Source organism: Desulfoscipio geothermicus DSM 3669, from assembly GCF_900115975.1.
GTDB classification, from domain to species: domain Bacteria; phylum Bacillota; class Desulfotomaculia; order Desulfotomaculales; family Desulfallaceae; genus Desulfoscipio; species Desulfoscipio geothermicus.
The window spans coordinates 125131-145056 of sequence record NZ_FOYM01000002.1; the positions used below are offsets into that span (position 1 = coordinate 125131).

At 54.7% G+C, this 19926-nt stretch carries 18 protein-coding genes and 1 riboswitch; all 18 genes read left to right on the forward strand.

Annotation, left to right across the window (positions count from 1 at the left end; all coding sequences use genetic code 11):
* The first annotated feature begins 137 nt into the window (after positions 1–137).
* Positions 138–251: riboswitch (guanidine-I (ykkC/yxkD leader) on the forward strand.
* Between the two features lie 140 nt (positions 252–391).
* Entirely contained in the window at positions 392–925 is a 534-nt protein-coding gene (gene purE / locus BM299_RS02110) for a 5-(carboxyamino)imidazole ribonucleotide mutase (protein WP_092481805.1), read from the forward strand.
* A complete protein-coding gene (gene purB, locus BM299_RS02115; protein ID WP_092481806.1) occupies positions 922–2214 on the forward strand; it encodes an adenylosuccinate lyase in 1293 nt (430 codons plus the stop codon). The genes purE and purB overlap by 4 nt, the downstream gene beginning before the upstream one ends.
* 91 nt (positions 2215–2305) lie before the next feature.
* The gene (purC, locus tag BM299_RS02120; protein WP_092481807.1) at positions 2306–3010 is read left to right on the forward strand and encodes a phosphoribosylaminoimidazolesuccinocarboxamide synthase; all 705 of its coding nucleotides are present in this window, start codon (positions 2306–2308) and stop codon (positions 3008–3010) included.
* 69 nt (positions 3011–3079) lie between these two features.
* The gene (gene purF / locus BM299_RS02125; RefSeq protein WP_207545100.1) at positions 3080–4516 is read left to right on the forward strand and encodes an amidophosphoribosyltransferase; all 1437 of its coding nucleotides are present in this window, start codon (positions 3080–3082) and stop codon (positions 4514–4516) included.
* 22 nt (positions 4517–4538) lie between these two features.
* Entirely contained in the window at positions 4539–5579 is a 1041-nt protein-coding gene (purM, locus tag BM299_RS02130; protein WP_092481808.1) for a phosphoribosylformylglycinamidine cyclo-ligase, read from the forward strand.
* A 20-nt stretch (positions 5580–5599) separates the two neighbouring features.
* The gene (purN, locus tag BM299_RS02135) at positions 5600–6214 is read left to right on the forward strand and encodes a phosphoribosylglycinamide formyltransferase (protein ID WP_092481809.1); all 615 of its coding nucleotides are present in this window, start codon (positions 5600–5602) and stop codon (positions 6212–6214) included.
* A gap of 67 nt (positions 6215–6281) precedes the next feature.
* Positions 6282–7823, forward strand: coding sequence for a bifunctional phosphoribosylaminoimidazolecarboxamide formyltransferase/IMP cyclohydrolase (gene purH / locus BM299_RS02140; protein WP_092481810.1), 1542 nt, complete (start codon positions 6282–6284; stop codon positions 7821–7823).
* A gap of 34 nt (positions 7824–7857) precedes the next feature.
* The gene (purD, locus tag BM299_RS02145; RefSeq protein WP_092481811.1) at positions 7858–9123 is read left to right on the forward strand and encodes a phosphoribosylamine--glycine ligase; all 1266 of its coding nucleotides are present in this window, start codon (positions 7858–7860) and stop codon (positions 9121–9123) included.
* 156 nt (positions 9124–9279) lie between these two features.
* Entirely contained in the window at positions 9280–9606 is a 327-nt protein-coding gene (locus BM299_RS02150) for a YerC/YecD family TrpR-related protein (RefSeq protein WP_092481812.1), read from the forward strand.
* A gap of 59 nt (positions 9607–9665) precedes the next feature.
* A complete protein-coding gene (hisD, locus tag BM299_RS02155; RefSeq protein ID WP_092481813.1) occupies positions 9666–11204 on the forward strand; it encodes a histidinol dehydrogenase in 1539 nt (512 codons plus the stop codon).
* Positions 11201–12283 (forward strand): histidinol-phosphate transaminase, encoded by a 1083-nt coding sequence (hisC, locus tag BM299_RS02160; RefSeq protein ID WP_092481814.1) that lies wholly within the window; start codon positions 11201–11203, stop codon positions 12281–12283. Before hisD ends, hisC begins: the two co-directional genes overlap by 4 nt.
* Entirely contained in the window at positions 12280–12882 is a 603-nt protein-coding gene (hisB, locus tag BM299_RS02165) for an imidazoleglycerol-phosphate dehydratase HisB (RefSeq protein ID WP_092481815.1), read from the forward strand. The genes hisC and hisB overlap by 4 nt, the downstream gene beginning before the upstream one ends.
* 19 nt (positions 12883–12901) lie before the next feature.
* Entirely contained in the window at positions 12902–13513 is a 612-nt protein-coding gene (hisH, locus tag BM299_RS02170) for an imidazole glycerol phosphate synthase subunit HisH (RefSeq protein WP_092481816.1), read from the forward strand.
* Positions 13507–14253 (forward strand): 1-(5-phosphoribosyl)-5-[(5-phosphoribosylamino)methylideneamino]imidazole-4-carboxamide isomerase, encoded by a 747-nt coding sequence (hisA, locus tag BM299_RS02175; RefSeq protein ID WP_092481817.1) that lies wholly within the window; start codon positions 13507–13509, stop codon positions 14251–14253. Before hisH ends, hisA begins: the two co-directional genes overlap by 7 nt.
* Positions 14247–15005, forward strand: coding sequence for an imidazole glycerol phosphate synthase subunit HisF (gene hisF, locus BM299_RS02180; protein WP_092481818.1), 759 nt, complete (start codon positions 14247–14249; stop codon positions 15003–15005). The genes hisA and hisF overlap by 7 nt, the downstream gene beginning before the upstream one ends.
* Before the next feature lie 151 nt (positions 15006–15156).
* Positions 15157–15549 carry a phosphoribosyl-AMP cyclohydrolase gene (gene hisI, locus BM299_RS02185; RefSeq protein WP_092481819.1) on the forward strand — a complete coding sequence of 131 codons (393 nt, stop codon included), beginning with the start codon at positions 15157–15159 and terminating at the stop codon, positions 15547–15549.
* A gap of 75 nt (positions 15550–15624) precedes the next feature.
* Positions 15625–17793, forward strand: a complete 2169-nt coding sequence (pcrA, locus tag BM299_RS02190) for a DNA helicase PcrA (RefSeq protein WP_092481820.1) — start codon at positions 15625–15627, stop codon at positions 17791–17793.
* Between the two features lie 21 nt (positions 17794–17814).
* The gene (ligA, locus tag BM299_RS02195; protein ID WP_092481821.1) at positions 17815–19860 is read left to right on the forward strand and encodes an NAD-dependent DNA ligase LigA; all 2046 of its coding nucleotides are present in this window, start codon (positions 17815–17817) and stop codon (positions 19858–19860) included.
* The last annotated feature ends 66 nt before the right edge of the window (positions 19861–19926 follow it).

Consider the following 19926-nt stretch of genomic DNA (forward strand, 5'->3'; position numbering starts at 1 on the left):
CGCGGATATTTATGTACGGCAGTCAACAACAGGCCCACTATTTTAACGTAAATTTAATGTTGTTTATTCCTTGACTGCTTGACAATTACGGGTTAATATTACAGTGGAAAGTTATTTAATCAAATATCCACTGTGAGAGAAAGTGTACCTAGGGTTCCACACCGGCAAGCCGGTGGTTCGGTCCAAGCGGTACAGGCAGCGCCGGCCAGGCCGGGCGCGGCTACACCGGTCGGGATAAAAGCCCAGGCGGGTAGGTTTCACTCAAATGAACCTGCCCTGCTTGGGCTTTGTATTTTATCCGGTGAATTACAGTATTATAAACCAAGAGTTTAAAAAAAATTGAATAAATATGCCACGCAAATCAAACATAACTTTGGTGAGGAGGCGAATCATGAACAATCCACTGGTGGGAATAGTTATGGGCAGTGATTCCGACCTGCCGGTCATGCGCGGAGCGGCGGATATACTCGATGAATTCGGCATCCCCTGGGAAATGATCATTTCCTCCGCCCACCGGGCGCCGGAAAAAACGGCGACCTACGCCAGGGAAGCCGCCGGTCGCGGTTTGGCGGTGATTATCGCCGGCGCCGGCAGCGCGGCTCACCTGGCCGGGGTCATCGCAGGGCATACACCGCTGCCGGTAATCGGGGTCCCTATTTCATCCGGCGCCTTAAACGGCGTTGACGCCCTTTACGCCACCGTGCAAATGCCCCCGGGCATACCGGTGGCCACCGTGGCCATAAACGGAGCCAAAAATGCGGGCATCCTGGCGGCACAGATAGTCAGCGCAGGCCGGCCGGAAGTACGTGAGAAAATTATTGCCTATAAACAAAAAATGACCCGGCAGGTGGAAGAAAAATCAGCCTTGTTGCAAGAGCTGGGCGTAGAGATGTATTTGCAAAAAATAGGAGGTAAAAAAGCTTGATTGACCGTTATACATTACCGGAGATGAAAGCCATTTGGTCCCAGGTGAATAAATTCCGCAAGTGGCTGGAGGTGGAAATCTGCGTCTGCGAGGCGCTGGCTGAAAAAGGCGTGGTGCCGAACGACGCACTGCGGGAAATCAAAGAAAAAGCCAACTTTACGGTGGAGCGCATCGAGGAAATTGAAGCGGTAACCAATCACGACGTCATTGCTTTTCTTACCTGCGTGGCTGAATACGTGGGGGACGCTTCCAAATACATCCACCTGGGCATGACTTCGTCCGATGTGCTGGATACCGCCCTGGCTGTTCAGATCAAGGAGGCCGGGGAACAGATCCTCCATCGCATGCACAAATTGCGGGACGTTTTACTGGCCAAAGCCGAAGAACACCGGTACACCATCATGATCGGACGCACCCACGGAATTCATGCCGAACCCACCACCTTTGGCTTGAAGATGCTGTTGTGGGTGGCGGAAACCGAGCGCAACATCAAACGCCTGGAAAATGCCATCGCCACGATCAGCGCGGGTAAAATCTCCGGGGCCGTGGGCACCTACGCCAATATCGACCCCTCCGTGGAAGAGCACGTCTGCGCCAGGTTAGGCCTGAAGCCGGCCCGGGTATCCACCCAGGTACTGCAAAGGGACCGGCACGCCGAATTCATGACCACCCTGGCCGTAATCGGCAGTTCGCTGGATAAATTCGCCACGGAAATCAGAAACCTGCAGCGTACCGATATCTTGGAAGCAGAGGAGTTTTTCAAAAAAGGACAAAAGGGTTCATCCGCTATGCCGCACAAGCGCAATCCCATTACAACGGAGCGGATCAGCGGGTTGGCCCGGTTACTGCGCGGTAACGCCCTGGCCGCCCTGGAAAATGTGGCCCTGTGGCACGAGCGGGATATATCCCATTCTTCAGTGGAAAGGGTTATCATCCCCGACAGCACCATTACCCTGGATTACATGCTGTACAAGTTTACAAATGTCATGGAAAACTTGATAGTTTACCCCGAAAACATGAAAAAGAACCTGGAAAAAACCCACGGCCTTATTTTTTCCCAGCGGGTATTGCTGGCACTGGTGGACCACGGCCTAACCAGGGAAAAGGCTTACGCGCTGGTACAACGCAACGCCATGCAGACCTGGAACACCGGTGCTGATTTCCGGCAATTGCTGCTGGATGATGCGGAAGTAATGGATATTCTCTCGGAAAAAGAAATCAACGAACTGTTTGATTTCGGGTACCACCTGAAACACGTTGATGATATTTACAAACGGTTCGGTTTGTAAGGTCAGACAGACCATCTTTAGCCGCACTGGCCGGTTGGTCCCTACTAAAGCCATTACGTCAAGTTTTAAAAAAATACTGGAGGTCGGAAATATGGAAATCAAAGAGATGCTCTACGAAGGCAAGGCCAAAAAGGTGTATCGCACCGATAATCCCGACTTCTACTGGGTGCAATACAAGGACGATGCCACCGCGTTCAACGGCCTTAAAAAAGGCACCATCACCGGCAAGGGTTCGCTGAACAACCGGATTTCCGCGTATTTCTTCAGCCTGCTGGCCAAGCACGGCATAGATTCCCATTTCGTTGAAGAAAAATCCGACACGGAAATGGTGGTTAAAGCCCTGCAAATCATCCTGGTGGAAGTGGTGGTGCGCAATATCGCCGCCGGCAGCCTGGCCAAGCGTTTGGGCATGGAGGAAGGAACCCCGCTGCCCGCTACGGTGGTGGAGTATTACTACAAAAGCGACGAACTGGGCGACCCCCTGATCAACGACGACCATATCCAGGTTTTGAAACTGGCCACTCCGGAACAAATGGCCCGGATCAAGACCACGGCCTTGAAGGTCAACGACATACTGCGTTCCCACCTGGCCGAGCGGGACATTGAACTCATTGATTTTAAACTGGAATTCGGCCTGCATAAAGGTGAACTGCTGCTGGGTGACGAAATATCACCTGACACCTGCCGGTTCTGGGACAAAAACACCAACGAAAAATTGGACAAGGACCGTTTCCGCCGGGACCTGGGCAATGTGGAAGAAGCCTACCGGGAAGTGTACCGGCGTCTGACACAGTAGTTGAGCCGGTTGGTACCAATAATCGATAAGAGATTATATTTAAGAATATTATTTTCTGGGGGAGATAGAATGGCAAGCTGCCGGCCCGGATTTACGAATATAATGCATTTACCGGATAAACCCCGGGAAGAATGCGGCGTTTTCGGTATCTATGCCCCGGGGCATGATGTGGCCAGGCTGACCTATTATGGTCTTTACGCCCTGCAGCACCGCGGGCAGGAAAGCGCGGGCATAGCGGTTGCCGACGGGGCAAAAATACAAATTTATAAAGGAATGGGCCTGGTTCCCGAAGTATTTTCCGGTGACCGGCTTAACCACCTGAAAGGGCATCTGGCCATTGGCCACGTGCGCTATTCCACCACCGGGGCCAGCCAGCCGGTAAACGCTCAGCCGTTACTGTTCCGCTATTCCGGAGGCATGCTCGGGCTGGCGCATAACGGCAATCTCACCAATGTGACAGAACTGCGTTCCCAACTTATGGCCACCGGTTCTGTTTTTCAATCCTCAACCGACAGCGAAGTAATTGTGAACATTATAGCCAGGTTCGCCCAGAAAGACCTGGTGGACGCCATCGTCAAGTGCATGATCGATGTAAAAGGCGCTTACTCCCTGGTGATAATTACCGAAAACAAGCTTATCGCCGTGCGCGACCCCAACGGCTTCCGGCCCCTGTGTTTGGGCACGCTGGACAACGGCTACGTGGCAGCCTCGGAATCCGCCGCCCTGGATACCGTGGGCGCCAAGTTCCTACGGGATGTCCAGCCGGGAGAAATTGTGGTCATCGGCGATAACGGTCTGGAATCAATTCAGGTGCTCAAACCGCGCCGGCGGGCGCACTGTATATTTGAATACATTTACTTTGCCCGCCCGGACAGCGTGATAGACGGCTTCAATGTCAACCAGGTGCGGCGGGAAATGGGCCGGGTACTGGCCGCTGAATATCCGGTGGAGGCGGACATTGTCATTCCGGTGCCCGATTCGGGCACGGCGGCGGCCCGGGGGTTTGCCGAAGCCTCGGGCATTACCTTTGAAGAGGGACTCATGAAAAACCGGTACATAGGCCGGACATTTATTCAGCCCACCCAGGATATGCGCGACCTGGGGGTAAGGCTCAAACTGAACCCCGTGCGGGAAGTGCTGGCCGGGAAGCGGGTGGTGATGGTGGACGACTCCATCGTGCGCGGCACCACCAGCAACAAGCTGGTATCCATGCTGCGCGCCTGCGGGGTGCGGGAGGTACACATGTGCCTCAGTTCGCCCCCCATTGCCCACTCATGTTATTACGGTATTGATACCTCAAACGAGGAGGAATTAATCGCCGCCCGGATGCCCTTGGACGAAATACGCCGGTTGATCAACGCCGACGGATTGTATTACCTGTCCCTTGAGGGCTTACTGAACATATTCGGCTCTGCGCGGGATAATTTCTGCACGGCCTGCTTCGACGGCCGATATCCCGTGGAAGTAGTCAAAACAAAGGAAGCGGGCAAGTATAGCCTCGAATGACCCGGGAGCGGAGGGAAATAAAATGCCCAAACAACGAAATCTAACTTATGCGGATACCGGTGTGGATATAGATGCCGGGAATCGCGCCGTGGAACTGATGAAAAAGTCGGTCCGGAGCACCTTCCGCCCCGGGGTGCTCACCGGTATCGGCGGTTTTGGCGGGCTTTTCGCCCTGGATACAACCAGGTACCGTGAACCCGTATTGGTTTCGGGTACCGACGGGGTGGGTACCAAGCTGCGTGTGGCTTTTTTGACCGGAAAACATGATACCATCGGCATCGATGCCGTGGCCATGTGTGTCAATGACATTTTGACCCTGGGCGCCGAACCTTTATTTTTCTTGGATTACCTGGCCGTGGGCAAACTGGAGCCGGAAAAGGTGGCGGACATCGTATCGGGTGTGGCCGAAGGCTGCCGCCAGGCCGGCTGCGCGTTGATCGGCGGTGAGACCGCTGAAATGCCTGATTTTTATGAAACAGGGGAATATGACATCGCCGGTTTTGCAGTGGGTGTGGCAGAAAAAAGTAAAATTATCGACGGCAGCGCCATAGTCCCCGGTGATGTGTTGATTGGACTTTCATCATCCGGCCTGCACAGTAACGGTTACTCCCTGGCCCGCCGGGTGCTGCTGGACCGGGCCGGCTACCGGGTAGACCAGGTACACCCGGCGCTGGGCCGCACGGTGGGCGAAGAGCTTCTTTGCCCTACCAGAATATACGTTCCCACCGTGTTGCCGCTGTTGCAAAAATTCCATATCAAAGGTATAGCCCACATAACCGGCGGGGGCCTGCCGGAAAATGTACCCCGCGTACTGCCGCCGGGCACCGCCGCGCAAATCGACACCGACGCCTGGGAGACCCCGCCGGTGTTTAAAATCATTGCTGAGGAGGGCCCGGTGGAAACAACCGAGATGTACCGTGTGTTCAACATGGGCATCGGGATGGTGCTGGTAGTGCCCGAAAGCCAGGCCGGCGACGTTATCAACGAATTGCACGGGCATGGCGAAAACGCCTGTCCAATCGGCAGGGTTATCGCCGGCAATGGTAAAGTTGAGTTGATTTAGAACATATCGGGGGGGAGAGTATGGGGGATAAAAACCTTGGGGTGCTGGCCTCGGGCCGTGGTTCCAACCTCCAATCCATTATGGATGCCTGCGCGGCCGGGCAAATTCCGGCCCGGGTGGCCGTAGTCATCAGCGATAAAAAGGATGCCTACGCCCTGGAAAGGGCCCGGTGCGCGGGCATACCTGCCGTGCATGTGGATTTAAGCAATTTTACCTGTAAAGCGGAGTATGAAAAGGAAATTGTCAATATACTACAGAAACACGGGGTGGACCTGGTATGTCTGGCCGGGTACATGCGACTGGTGGGATATACACTGCTGGCGGCTTATCCCAACCGGGTCATGAATATCCACCCGGCATTACTGCCGGCATTTCCGGGTCTGCATGCCCAGGAACAAGCCTGGCGTTACGGCGTAAAATACAGCGGTTGTACGGTACATTTCGTGGACGAAGGTATGGATACGGGACCTGTCATCATGCAAGCCGTGGTGCCTGTTTACGATGATGATACCGCCGACACCCTGGCCGACCGCATTTTGGAGCAGGAACACCGAATTTACCCCGAAGCGATTAAACTGTACTGCCTGAACAGGCTGGAAATAAAGGGCCGGAAAGTATACATAAGCAAAGACTGACTGAATCGACTTTCAACAACTCAAGCTTTCAACACTCGGCACCAAAGAATAAAGAGGAGGTTGTATAATGGCGATCAAACGCGCGCTGATCAGTGTGTCCGACAAAAGCGGGCTGGTTGAATTTGCCCGGGTCCTGGCGCAAAACGGCGTGGAGATTGTTTCCACCGGCGGCACGGCCAAAACACTGCGCGGGGCTGGAATACCCGTTACCTATATAACTGATGTCACCGGTTTTCCCGAGATTCTGGACGGCCGGGTCAAAACGCTGCATCCCAAAGTGCACGGCGGCATCCTGGCCATGCGCACCGATGAACACCTGGCCCAGCTAAGAGAACAAAATATAACACCGATCGATATGGTGGTCGTAAATCTGTACCCCTTCCGGGAAACTGTGGCCAAACCCGGGGTGACGCTGGAAGAGGCCGTTGAGAACATCGACATCGGCGGGCCTGCGATGGTCCGGGCCGCCGCCAAAAATTACCGCTACGTTCTGGTGGTGGTCAGCCCGCAGCGTTATGCCGCGGTGCTGGAAGCTATCAAACAAGACAACCTGACCGAAGAATTCCGCCTGAACCTGGCCAGGGAGGCGTTTACCCATACCGCCGCCTATGACGCGGCCATATCTGCTTACCTATCCGGCCTGGACAAGCAAAAGGGCGCATTTCCAGCTGTGTGGGAGAAAAAATACGAACTTGTGCAAACCCTCCGCTATGGTGAGAACCCGCATCAGCAAGCGGCTTTTTACCGCGACCCGTCCATATCCGGCGCCTGCGTGGCCAACGCCGAGCAACTGCACGGCAAAGAACTATCTTATAACAATATCCTGGATATTAATTCAGCCTTTGAAACTGTCAAGGAATTCAATGCCCCGTCAGCCGTCATTGTCAAACACAACAACCCGTGCGGGGTGGCCAGCACTGAAAAGTTGGTTGACGCATATAAAATGGCCTACGAGGGTGATCCGGTATCCGCCTTTGGCGGTATCGTCGCCTTTAACGCCCCGGTGGACGCCCCCACCGCGGAGGAAATGAACAAAATATTTCTGGAAGCGGTCATCGCGCCGGATTACCACGACGACGCCCTGGCCATTTTAAAACAAAAAGAAAATCTACGCATATTAAAAACCGGGCCGCTTACCGGTGAAACCCTTGACCGCTACGAGCTGCGGAAGGTTAACGGAGGTCTGCTGGTCCAGGATTTTGACCGGGGCGTGGTGGATAACGAAAAAATGAAAGTAGTCACGAAACGGTCCCCGTCCAGGGAGGAAATGGACGACTTGATATTTGCCATGACCGTGGTAAAGCATGTGAAGTCTAATGCCATCGTGGTGGTAAAGGACAAAAAGGTACTCGGCGTGGGCGCCGGCCAGATGAACCGCGTCACCTCGGCCCGCATAGCCCTGGGACAGGCAGGTGCACAGGCCAAAGGGGCGGTGCTGGCTTCGGATGCGTTTTTTCCGTTTTCTGACACCCTGGAAGAGGCTGCGGCGGCGGGAATCAGTGCCGTTATACAGCCCGGCGGTTCGGTACGCGACAATGAATCCATTGCCGTGGCCGACAACAACGATATGGCCATGGTATTTACCGGTATGCGCCATTTCCGGCACTAAACCGGCAACGTGAAATTTTTAGGAGGTATTTTCTTTGAAAGTTTTAGTTGTCGGGGGCGGCGGCAGGGAACACGCCCTGGTCTGGAAGATTAGCCGGAGTCCCCGGGTGAAGAAAATTTTCTGTGCGCCGGGTAACGCCGGCATTGCGCAATTGGCGGAGTGCGTGGATATAAAGGACGGTAATATACCGGCGCTGGTTGACCTGGTGCGGCGGGAAAAGATCGATCTGACCGTGGTGGGGCCGGAAGCCCCGCTGGTGGCAGGCTTGGTGGATATCCTGGAAAAGGAAGGCTTTCCCGTTTTCGGCCCCCGGCAGCGGGCCGCGGAAATAGAAGGCAGCAAGGTGCTGGCCAAGGAGATTATGCAAAAGTATGGCATTCCCACGGCCCGGTATGCCGCTTTTGACAGTGCCCGTGACGCCCGGGATTATATCAGGGAAATTGGCGCCCCCTGTGTGGTGAAGGCCGACGGACTGGCCGCCGGAAAAGGGGTAATCGTAGCCGAAGACGAACAAACCGCCTTGGCCGCCGTGGAATCCATCATGGAACAAAAGGTTTTCGGCGCGGCGGGCAGCCGCATAGTGGTGGAAGAACGTCTGCGCGGTGAGGAAGCCAGCATGCTGGCCTTTACCGACGGTGAACACGTGGTGCCCATGATCAGCTCCCAGGACCACAAGCAGGTTTTCGACGGTGACCGGGGGCCCAACACCGGCGGCATGGGGGCATACGCCCCGGCGCCGGTTTTAAGCCCGGCTATACAGCAAGAAGTGATGGAAAAAATCATGCTGCCCGCCGTACGCGGCATGGCCGCTGAGGATCGCCCGTACCGGGGGGTGTTATATGCGGGGCTGATGTTTACCGAAAAAGGGCCGCAGGTGCTGGAGTTCAATGCCCGGTTCGGTGACCCGGAAACCCAGCCCATCATGGCCATGCTGGAATCCGATCTGGTGGATGTTATACAAGCGCTGCTGGCCGGGGAATTGCACAAAGCAGACCTGCGCTGGTTCGACGGCGCCGCCGTATGCGTGGTGCTCGCCTCGGGCGGTTACCCCGGCGCTTATCAGAAGGGCGAAGTTATTGCAGGCCTGGAAAGCCTGCCGGAAAATGTGACGGCCTTCCACGCCGGTACCGCTATGCGAGGCGGCGCATTCGTCACCGCGGGCGGCCGGGTGCTGGGCATCACCGCCCGGGCCGACAGCATCCCCGCCGCCATCGACCTGGCCTACCGGGGCGTGTCCCGGGTACACTTCAACGGCATGCATTACCGCAAGGACATCGGTCAAAAAGCGTTAAACAGGTAATAAATGTTTTTTTAGATAACCGTCCACGGCGGTTATCTTTTTTGTTTTAATACTTTACTAAAAAAAAGGATTTGCCGGCTATCTGTCGAAACTGCATATAAAAGATGCAGAAACATCAACCTAATCATGTATAATTAGAACCGGGAGGAAATACAGGTGGCTTACACCGGAAAACTGCGTGACCCGCTACTGGACCAACTGTTTCAGGCTATCCTGCAATTGCAAGATTCTGAGGAATGTTATCAATTTTTCGAAGACGTTTGTACGGTTGCCGAACTGAAAATCATGGCCCAAAGACTGGAAGTGGCCAGAATGCTGCAGGGCAATTACACCTACGGGGAAATTGCCGCGCGCACCGGCGCCAGCACCGCCACCATCAGCAGGGTTAAAAGGGCGCTGCATTATGGTGCGGACGGATATAAAATAGTGCTGGAAAGACTGGGTCTGTCTGAAGCCGGCGACAAAAAAGGTATTGACAGTTAACACTGCTTAATTTAATATTTTATTATATTATCTCTTTAATGCATTAAAGGGGGATTTTTTTGATACGTTTAATCCGGTCTACAGATAAGGCCCTGGACGATTTATTGCAAAAAAGAACCATCGACCTGGAAAAGGTTGAGGATTCAGTTAAAGAAATAATCAACTCCGTGCGCAGCGGCGGGGACGAGCAACTGTGCACGATTACCGCCCGGTTTGACGGCATTCGGCTTGCACCCGCCGATTTACCCGTGAGCCGGGATGAAATTCAAGCCGCCTACGGTAAGGTAAATGCCGATTTTTTAACTGCCCTGCGCACGGCGGTCCGGAATATTTACCATTACCACAGCCGCCAGTTGCGCAATTCATGGATCGACCCGCAGCCCGACGGCACTCTGCTGGGGCAATTGCTGACACCACTGCGCCGGGTGGGCATTTACGTACCCGGGGGTAAAGCCTCTTACCCGTCCTCGGTGTTAATGAACGCCATACCGGCAGCCGTGGCCGGGGTCCCGGAAATAGTGATGGTCACCCCGCCCGACCGAAGCGGTTCCGTTAACCCCCATACCCTGGTTGCTGCCGCCGAGGCCGGGGTTACCGAGATCTACCGCGCGGGCGGAGCGCAGGCGGTGGCGGCCCTGGCTTACGGGACACAAACCATTGCCCGGGTCGACAAAATAACCGGCCCCGGAAATATTTACGTCACGGCGGCCAAACGGCAGGTTTTCGGTACAGTGGATATCGACATGCTGGCCGGCCCCAGCGAAGTGCTGATAGTGGCGGATGAATCCGCCCGGCCCGATTACGTGGCCGCGGATATGCTGGCCCAGGCCGAACACGATGAGTTGGCCTCGGCAATCCTGGTAACACCGGTTGCTGAACTTGCCGATCAAGTACAACAAGAATTATATAAACAACTGAAAAAGTTAAGCCGACGTACAATAGCAGAAAAATCAATCAACCAAAGAGGAGCCATCATCCTTACCGAAAACTTGGCCCAGGCCGTGGAAATTGCCGCCTCATTCGCGCCCGAGCACCTGGAACTGTTGCTGGCCGAACCTTATCGCTGGCTGGGCAGTGTTAACAATGCCGGTGCCGTTTTTCTGGGGCACTATTCCCCCGAGCCGGTGGGCGACTATATCGCCGGACCCAACCACGTTTTACCCACCGGGGGCACGGCCAGGTTTTTTTCGCCCCTTAACGTGGATACATTCATGAAGAAAACCAGCCTGATCGGTTATACGCCGCAGAAGCTGGCCCGTTTCGGAAAACACGCCGTTACCCTGGCCTGCATGGAAGGACTGGATGCCCACGCGGCTTCCGTACAGTTCAGATTGGATTCGCTGCCCGGGGATATAGAGAAAACCGCACCCGGGACGTCCGGTGCCGGTGGAAATTACACAACCGCTTTACATAAGTTACCGGCCTTGGTAATGAACGAGAACACACCCGGAGCGCGGAATGTGCCCGGAATGACGTCGTTAAAGCCGGGTTTTGGCAATTTACCGCAAAAGAGGGAAACAGTAACTGGCGTTAATAACATTAATAGTTTTAACCACTTTCAAAACGAAAGCCGGAATGGAAGGGGTAAATGCAAATGAACGACAGATTTGACCCGGGTAGACTGGTGCGGGATGAACTTCGTAATTTAACCCCCTATGAAGCTGAAGATTATCCGGATGTCATTAAATTGGACGCCAACGAAAACCCCTTCGACTTCCCGGAAGAAATACGCCAAGCCATCATCGCCAAGTCCGGGTGTCGGTTATTCACCCGTTATCCGGATGCCATGGCCCGGGACCTGGTGCGGGAACTGGCTGACCTGCACGGCATAGCGGCGGATCAGATCCTGACAGGCAACGGATCTGATGAACTGATTCTTAATCTCATGCTGGCCTTCGGCGCCCGAAACCGGGTGGTTATTGCTGTGCCCACTTTTTCCATGTATGGCATACACGCCAGGGTGGCGGGAGCAAAAGTTGTGGAAGCACCCCGGCACCGGGACTTTGACCTGCCCGTGGAGGACATCACCCGGGCCGGCGGTGACGCAGCCCTGGTGGTGCTATGTTCACCCAACAATCCCACGGGCAATTCGGCCACTGCCGCCCAATTGGAGGCGATATTGGAAAGTTGTCCATGCCCGGTGGTGGTGGACCAGGCATATGTCGAATTTGGCGGTACGGACTTTTTGCCCTTGCTTGAACGCTATCCCAACCTGGTGATACTGCGCACATTCTCCAAAGCCTTTGGGCTGGCGGGACTGCGGGTCGGGTATTTATTCGCCGGTCCCGGGATAATGCAATACTTGCTGAAGGTGAAGCAGCCTTTTAACGTCAACGCGTTCTCGCAATTAGCCGCCGCGGAGGTGCTGCGCCATCGGAATATTTTCAAGCAGCAGATAGCCGAAATTATCGCCGAAAGGGAAAATTTATATGCCGCCCTGCGAAAGATGCCGGGAGTCACGGTATATTCCTCGGACGCCAACTACCTTTTGTTTAAAACCGAATACCCGGCAGGTGATATTTATAATGGTTTGCTGGAGAGGCAAGTGCTGGTGCGCAAATTCAACGATCCGCTGATTGAGGGTTGTTTGCGGGTTTCCGTGGGCCGGCCGCGGGAAAATAAAATATTTTTGCAATCACTGCAGCAGGTTATTGGGGTCCTGGAGGAGAAAAAATGACGGTAAGGGAAAATTCGCGCATTGCGCAGGTTAACCGGGAAACAGCTGAAACCTCAGTTTCCGTAGACTTAAATGTGGATGGCGGCGGCAAACCGGCTATAGATACGGGCGTACCTTTTCTGGACCACATGCTGGACCTGTTCACCAAGCACAGCGGTCTGGACCTCAGTATTGACGCCCGCGGCGACCTGCAAGTAGACGCCCACCACACCGTAGAAGATGTGGGCATCTGCCTGGGACAGGCACTCAAGGCGGCGCTGGGCGACAAGCGGGGTATAGAAAGATACGGACACGTCCTGCTGCCCATGGACGAGACCCTGGTGGCTGTAGCCCTGGATTTCAGCGGTCGCGGGCATCTGGCTTTTGACGTCTCCCTACCGGCCGGCAAAGTGGGCGATTTCGACACCGAACTGGTGGAGGAATTTTTGCGCGCCTTTGCCGCTAACGGCGCGATGACCCTGCATGTGCGGCTGATGGCGGGCAAAAACACCCATCATATAATAGAGGCCGTTTTTAAAGGATTGGGGCGTGCGCTGCGCTCGGCCGCGGTGATTAAAGACCCCACGGGGGGCATACCTTCCACCAAGGGTATACTATGATTGGGGAGAGGGAATTATTTTGATTGCCATTATAGATTACGGTATGGGCAATTTGCGCAGTGTAGCCAAAGGGTTTGAAAGAATGGGCGTCAGCGTCCGGGTCACCGGTAACCCGAAACAGCTGACAGAGGCGCGGGGAGTGGTACTGCCCGGCGTGGGCGCCTTTTCCGACGCCATGCGCAACCTGTATGACCTGGGCATGGTGGAAGCCATCCACCGGGTCGTTGAGCAGGGAAAGCCTTTTTTGGGCATCTGCCTGGGGCTGCAATTATTATTTGAATCAAGCGAAGAGTGGGGGACCACCAGTGGCTTGGGAATTTTTCCCGGCCGGGTGCGGCGTTTGCCGTCGGGGTTGAAAATCCCGCATATGGGCTGGAACACTTTAGTAATTAAACAACCATGCCCTGTTTTTACCGGTATTCCCGATGATGCCGCCTTTTATTTTGTCCATTCATATTATGTGGATCCCGCCGATCCCGGGTTAACTGCGGGATCCACCGAATATGGCATTGAATTTACTTCTGTTGCCGCCAGAGATAACATATTCGGTATTCAGTTTCACCCGGAAAAAAGCAGTGCCCTGGGCCTGCGTATTTTGCAGAATTTTGGGGGGTTGGTTAAAAAATGTTAATTTTCCCCGCTATTGACCTGCGGGAAGGTAAATGCGTACGCCTGGTGGAAGGCAAGCTGGACCGCGAAACAGTATACTCGGACGATCCGGTGGCCGTGGCTCGCTTATGGGAAGCCAGCGGCGCACAGTGGCTGCATGTTGTGGACCTGGATGGAGCTTTTGCCGGTTCACCGAAAAACCTGGACACAATACAGGAAATAATAAGTGCAATAAACATATCTGTCCAGGTGGGCGGCGGCATACGCGACCTGGCCACCATCGAGCGCCTGCTGCAAATGGGCGTGGCCCGGGTGATTCTTGGTACAGTGGCTATACAAAACCCGGCGCTGGTTGCCCAGGCCTGCGCCCGCTTCGGCAGCGAACGCATCGTGGTGGGCATTGACGCCCGCAAAGGCAAAGTGGCTATTGAAGGCTGGGGCTTTACGGCGGAAAAGGATGCGCTGGAATTGGCCGATGAAATCAGCCGCATGGGCGCAACCCGGGTAGTTTTTACCGACATTTCCCGCGACGGCACCTTAAAGGGGCCGAATCTTGAAGCTATAAAAAAGCTGGCCCAGGTCAGCAAATTAAAGGTTATTGCTTCCGGCGGAGTTTCCACCATTGAAGATATAGCCGCGCTCAATAGTTTAACGCCCTTCGGCGTGGAGGGGGTTATTGTGGGGAAAGCACTTTACGCGGGTACGGTAAGTTTAGATGAAGCGCTGAACCTGGCGGCGGAAAAGCGGTCTGCAACATGTTGATGAAGCGCATTATCCCCTGCTTGGACGTCACCGGCGGGCGGGTGGTCAAGGGGACTAATTTTGTCAACCTGCGGGACGCGGGCGACCCGGTGGAACTGGCCGCCTTTTATGACCGGGAAGGCGCAGACGAACTGGTTTTCCTGGACATCACCGCCTCCGCGGAGGGACGTAAAACCGTACTGGATATGGTATACCGCACCGCGGGAGAAGTTTTTATCCCCTATACCGTGGGCGGCGGCATCAGTACCCTGGAAGATATCCGGGCCATGCTGTCCGCGGGCGCGGACAAGGTTTCCATCAACACCGCCGCTGTGAAAAATCCACAGCTCATCGCTGAAGCCTCCGCCAAATTCGGCAGTCAGTGCATTGTGGTAGCCATAGACGCGCGCAACGTCGGCAGGGATAAATGGGAAGTTTACATTCACGGCGGACGAACCCCCACCGGCATAGATGCTGTAACCTGGGCGGTTAAAATGGAAAACCTGGGCGCCGGGGAAATACTGTTGACCAGCATGGACCGGGACGGCACCAAGGACGGGTACGATATCGCCCTCACCCGGGCCATTTCGCGGGCCGTAAAAATACCGGTCATCGCTTCCGGCGGAGTGGGCAATCTCGGCCACATAGTGGAAGGGCTAACGGAAGGAGAAGCCGATGCCGCCCTGGCGGCGTCAATTTTCCACTTCGGTACTTACTCCATTGCCCAGGCCAAGCAGTATCTGAAAAAACACAACGTACCGGTAAGGATATAGTCATCGGTCGTCAGAGGTTGGTCGCCGGTAACATGGCTGCCATGTTGACATTACAGGAAAAGATGGAAATGCACGGGTCCGGTTATTCCCCGTACAGCAGTAAGCAACATGGGGACAGGTAATATAAAAAGCTTTAACGAGGTGTGGCGAATTGCAGATTAAACCCGAAGAATTGAAATACAACAGCGATGGACTCATACCCGCCATCGTGCAGGATGTCAAAACCAGAGAAGTGCTCATGATGGCCTACATGAACAGCGAAGCCGTAGCCAGAACCCTGTCCACCGGCGAAACCTGGTTCTGGAGCAGGAGCAGGCAAAAATTCTGGCACAAGGGCGAATCGTCGGGTAACGTCCAAAAGGTCAAGGAAATGTATTTTGACTGCGACAAAGACACCCTGCTGCTGCTGGTCGAACAAAAGGGCGCGGCCTGTCACGAGGGCTACTACAGTTGTTTTCACTACGCCCTGGCCCCGGATGGAACTGTAACCGTAAAGGGAGAGCAATTATTCGACCCGGAAAAGGTTTACGGCAAGAATAAATAAATTCACCCAAGCCACCGCAAGGTGGCATTTTAGTCGTCTTTTCAGGAAGTTTTAAGCTAAATACGGAGGTTTTCTATGGATTTAACCGCGCTGAACGAAGCGCAAAAAAAAGCGGTAACTTACGGCGACGGCCCGCTGCTCATCCTGGCCGGGGCGGGCAGCGGCAAAACCAGAACCCTCACCACCAGGATCGCTTACTTGCTAAAAGAAAAGGGCGTGGACCCCTACAACATACTGGCCATAACCTTTACCAACAAAGCGGCGCGGGAAATGCGGGAGCGAATTGCCGCTGCGGTGCCCGAGATGGCGCAGGACCTGTGGGTGTGTACTTTTCACGCCGCCTGCCTGCGCATCCTGCGGCGTCAGGCCGGGTTTGCCGGGTATACGCCCAATTTCGTCATTTACGACGCGGATGACCAGAAGACGGTAATCCGGGAATGTTTGAAGGAACTAAACATTGATGACAAGAAATATACACCGCCCGCCATAGCGGCGGCCATATCCCAGGCCAAAAACATGCTTTACGGTCCATCGCAACTGGAAAAAAAATCATACGACCATTACAGCCAGGTTATATGCAAAGTATATAACCTGTACCAGAACAAGCTGCAGCAGAACAATGCCCTGGATTTTGACGATTTACTTATGCAAACGGTGCGCCTGCTGCAGAACAACCCCCATGTACTGGACTATTACCAGGAAAGATTTCACTATATAATGGTGGACGAGTACCAGGATACCAACCATGCCCAGTACGTACTGGTTAATTTGCTGGCGCAAAGAAAACGCAACCTATGCGTGGTCGGAGACCCCGACCAGGGTATTTACGGCTGGCGGGGCGCGGATATCCAGAACATTTTAAGTTTCGAAAAAGACTATCCGGACGCCGAAATAATCATTTTGGAGCAAAATTATCGCAGCACCCGCGCCATTCTGGAATCGGCCAACGAAATAATCAGCAACAACCGGGACCGTAAGAAGAAAAATTTGTGGACCGCCGGGCCGGAAGGCGACCCCATCATGTTGTTCACCGCCCGAAACGAGCATACTGAGGCAAACTTCGTGGTGGACAAGATCACCCGTTGGCATATTGAGCAAAAAAGACCTTACAGCCATATCGCCGTTTTATACAGGACCCACGCCCTGTCACGGGTACTGGAAGAAAAATTCCTGGCGGCAGGCATCCCGTACACCGTAGTCGGCGGACTGCGCTTTTACGAGCGCAAGGAAATCAAGGACCTGCTGGCCTACCTACGGCTGCTGGTCAACCCGGGGGACAGGTTGAGCCTGCGCCGCGTCATCAATGAGCCTAAAAGAGGCATCGGGGCCGCTTCGCTGAACAAAATACTGGAGCGGGCCGATGAACTGGGTCTGGACCCGTTGACCTTGCTGGAAAACGGAGAAACCATACCTGGTCTGACCGGAAAAGCCGCCAAGTCAGCTTACATGTTGGGGCGCACAATGCGGGAATTGCGGGAACGCATGCACGACCTGCCCGTTACCCGGCTGGTCCAAATGGTATTGGAGGAAACCGGTTACTGGCAGGCCCTGGAGATTGAAAACACCGTGGAATCCCGAACGCGGCTGGAAAACCTGCAGGAGTTTTATTCAGTTACCAACGAATATGACCAGCATGTCGTAACGGGTAACCTGGAAGACTTTCTGGCGGAACTGTCCCTCGTTACCGACCTGGACCAGTACGAGGAGGATAGTGACCAGGTAACGCTGATGACTCTACACAGCGCCAAGGGGTTGGAGTTTCCCATTGTTTTTATGGTGGCCATGGAAGAAGGTATTTTTCCCCATTCCCGTTCCTTGGAAGACAGGCACGAACTGGAGGAGGAAAGAAGGTTGTGCTACGTAGGCATAACCCGGGCCATGGAACAACTGTACCTGTCCCACTGCTGGGAACGTACTCTTTACGGGCATACTCGCTCCAACGAGCCCTCCCGGTTTTTGCACGAACTGCCGCCCGGCCTGTTGAGTAAAGAAGACCGTTTGGACAAAAGCTACAGTAAAATGCAGCAGCAACCCGCAGCAGGGAAAATTACCGGCTCCGCGCAAGCAGCAACACCGGGGTCAAATATCAATTATAAAACCGGAGAAGTGGTCAAACACCGCAAGTGGGGCGAGGGTACAATCATAGATGTGCGGGGCAAGGGCGACAACGCCGAGTTGAAAATAGAATTTCCCGGCCGGGGAGTGAAAACATTGCTGGCCCGATACGCACCTTTGGAACGATAAGTAAGGGGAAGGGGAATGCTCATGGGCGCTGAACTTGCTGAAATCCGCGCGCGAGTTGAGGCACTGCGCCGCGAAATAGAAAAACACGACTACCGTTATTACGTGCTGGACGCACCAACCATTACCGACGCACAGTATGACCGGTTGATGGTCGAATTGCAGCAACTGGAAAAGGAATACCCCTTTTTAATCACTCCGGATTCCCCGACCCAGCGGGTGGGCGGCAAACCGCGGGAAGGATTCGTTACCGTAAAACACGCCGTGCCCATGCTCAGCCTGGGAAACGCTTTCAGCGAAGAGGATTTGCGGGAATTTGACCGCCGGGTGAAGAGCGCCCTGGGTGGTGAGCGGTACGAATATGTGGTGGAATTGAAAATCGACGGCCTGGCGGTATCCTTAACCTACCAAAACGGCGTTTTTGTACAGGGAGCCACCCGGGGGGACGGAGAAACCGGCGAAGACATCACCGCCAACCTCAAAACCATCAGGAGCATCCCCCTGCGCCTGCGCGAACCGGTGGACTTGCTGGAAGCGCGGGGCGAAGTTTACATGCCCAAGGATTCGTTTCTGGCCCTCAACAGCCGGCGCAACGAACGGGGCGAACCGCCCTTCGCCAACCCGCGCAACGCTGCCGCCGGTTCACTGCGGCAGCTGGATCCGAACATCACCGCCCGGCGCAACCTGACGATATTTGTTTATGCCATCGGCGTGCTGGAATTTACCGGCGGCCAGGCCCCCAACCTGCACAGTGAAAGATTGCAATTTTTAGAACGCCTGGGCCTGCGCGTAAACCCGCATTTCCAGGTTTGCCGGGATATTGATGAGGCCGTAAGCTATTGTCGGATCTGGCAAGATAAAAAATCCGAACTGCCCTACGCCATCGACGGCATGGTAATCAAGGTTAATTCCCTGGTTCAGCAGGCCGCTTTAAGCGCCACTATGAAAAGCCCTCGCTGGGCCATTGCCTTCAAGTTCCCTCCCGAACAGGCCGAAACCACCGTACGTGATATCATCGTCAGCGTGGGGCGGACAGGGGTACTAACCCCCACGGCGCTGCTGGAACCCGTGTCCTTAGCCGGTTCCACGGTCAGCCGGGCCACTTTACACAACGAAGATATCGTAAAGGAAAAGGATATTCGCATCGGTGACCGGGTGATTATTCAGAAAGCCGGTGACGTCATCCCGGAAGTGGTGGAGGTATTAAAGGACAGGCGCTCAGGTACGGAAAGAGAATTTTCCATGCCCCGCGCGTGTCCGGCCTGCGGAGCCGAAGTGGTGCGGCAGACCGGCGAAGCCGCCCACCGCTGCACAGGCGCAGCCTGCCCTGCGCAATTGCTTGAGGGATTGATTCACTTCGCCTCCCGGGGGGCCATGGATATAGCCGGTCTGGGACCGGCCGTACTCAGGCAGTTGGTGGAGGCGGGCCTGGTCAAAGACGTTTCCGATCTGTACAAAATCACTGCCGAACAGCTGGTCCACCTGGAACGCTTTGCCGATAAATCAGCACAAAACCTGGTCCGGGCCATCGCCGCCAGCAAGGAAAACCCCCTGCACCGGCTGGTTTTCGCCCTGGGCATTCGGCACGTGGGTGAAAGGGCGGCTCGCCTTTTGTCCGAACATTTCGGGGATATACAAAAAATTATGGACGCTGAATACGAGGAATTGGTGGCCATCCCGGAGATCGGCCCCAAGATTGCCGAAAGCGTGGTCAGTTTCATGCACGAAAAACAAAACCGCGCTTTAATCGGGCGCTTAATCGACCTGGGAGTCAACGTCACGGCGGATAATAACGCCGCGGTCGGGGAGAATGCCGGGCTGGCCGGCAAAACATTTGTATTGACCGGTACCCTGGCCACGCTGAAAAGAGACGATGCCAAAGAGTTGATTGAAAAGAACGGGGGCAAAGTCTCCTCATCGGTCAGTAAAAAAACAGATTACGTGGTGGCGGGTGAAAGCCCGGGCAGCAAGTACGACAAGGCTGTCAAGCTGGGAATCGAAATACTTGACGAGCAAGACTTCCTGGAACTGATCGGGGCAGATGAAAACGAAGGTGGCGGGGACACGTAGACTGGCCGGCGTAGTGGGCTGCAAGCCCCGCTGCGTCGACCCTTGCTACCATATGTTGCCTGGTGA

Excerpts from the sequence above, each read along its gene's own strand:
- purE (WP_092481805.1), top strand. The coding sequence starts at position 392 with ATGAACAATCCACTGGTGGGAATAGTTATGGGCAGTGATTCCGACCTG.
- purC (WP_092481807.1), top strand. The coding sequence starts at position 2,306 with ATGGAAATCAAAGAGATGCTCTACGAAGGCAAGGCCAAAAAGGTGTAT.
- purF (WP_207545100.1), top strand. The coding sequence starts at position 3,080 with ATGGCAAGCTGCCGGCCCGGATTTACGAATATAATGCATTTACCGGAT.
- purM (WP_092481808.1), top strand. The coding sequence starts at position 4,539 with ATGCCCAAACAACGAAATCTAACTTATGCGGATACCGGTGTGGATATA.
- purN (WP_092481809.1), top strand. The coding sequence starts at position 5,600 with ATGGGGGATAAAAACCTTGGGGTGCTGGCCTCGGGCCGTGGTTCCAAC.
- purH (WP_092481810.1), top strand. The coding sequence starts at position 6,282 with ATGGCGATCAAACGCGCGCTGATCAGTGTGTCCGACAAAAGCGGGCTG.
- hisC (WP_092481814.1), top strand. The coding sequence starts at position 11,201 with ATGAACGACAGATTTGACCCGGGTAGACTGGTGCGGGATGAACTTCGT.
- hisB (WP_092481815.1), top strand. The coding sequence starts at position 12,280 with ATGACGGTAAGGGAAAATTCGCGCATTGCGCAGGTTAACCGGGAAACA.
- hisA (WP_092481817.1), top strand. The coding sequence starts at position 13,507 with ATGTTAATTTTCCCCGCTATTGACCTGCGGGAAGGTAAATGCGTACGC.
- hisF (WP_092481818.1), top strand. The coding sequence starts at position 14,247 with ATGTTGATGAAGCGCATTATCCCCTGCTTGGACGTCACCGGCGGGCGG.
- pcrA (WP_092481820.1), top strand. The coding sequence starts at position 15,625 with ATGGATTTAACCGCGCTGAACGAAGCGCAAAAAAAAGCGGTAACTTAC.
- ligA (WP_092481821.1), top strand. The coding sequence starts at position 17,815 with ATGGGCGCTGAACTTGCTGAAATCCGCGCGCGAGTTGAGGCACTGCGC.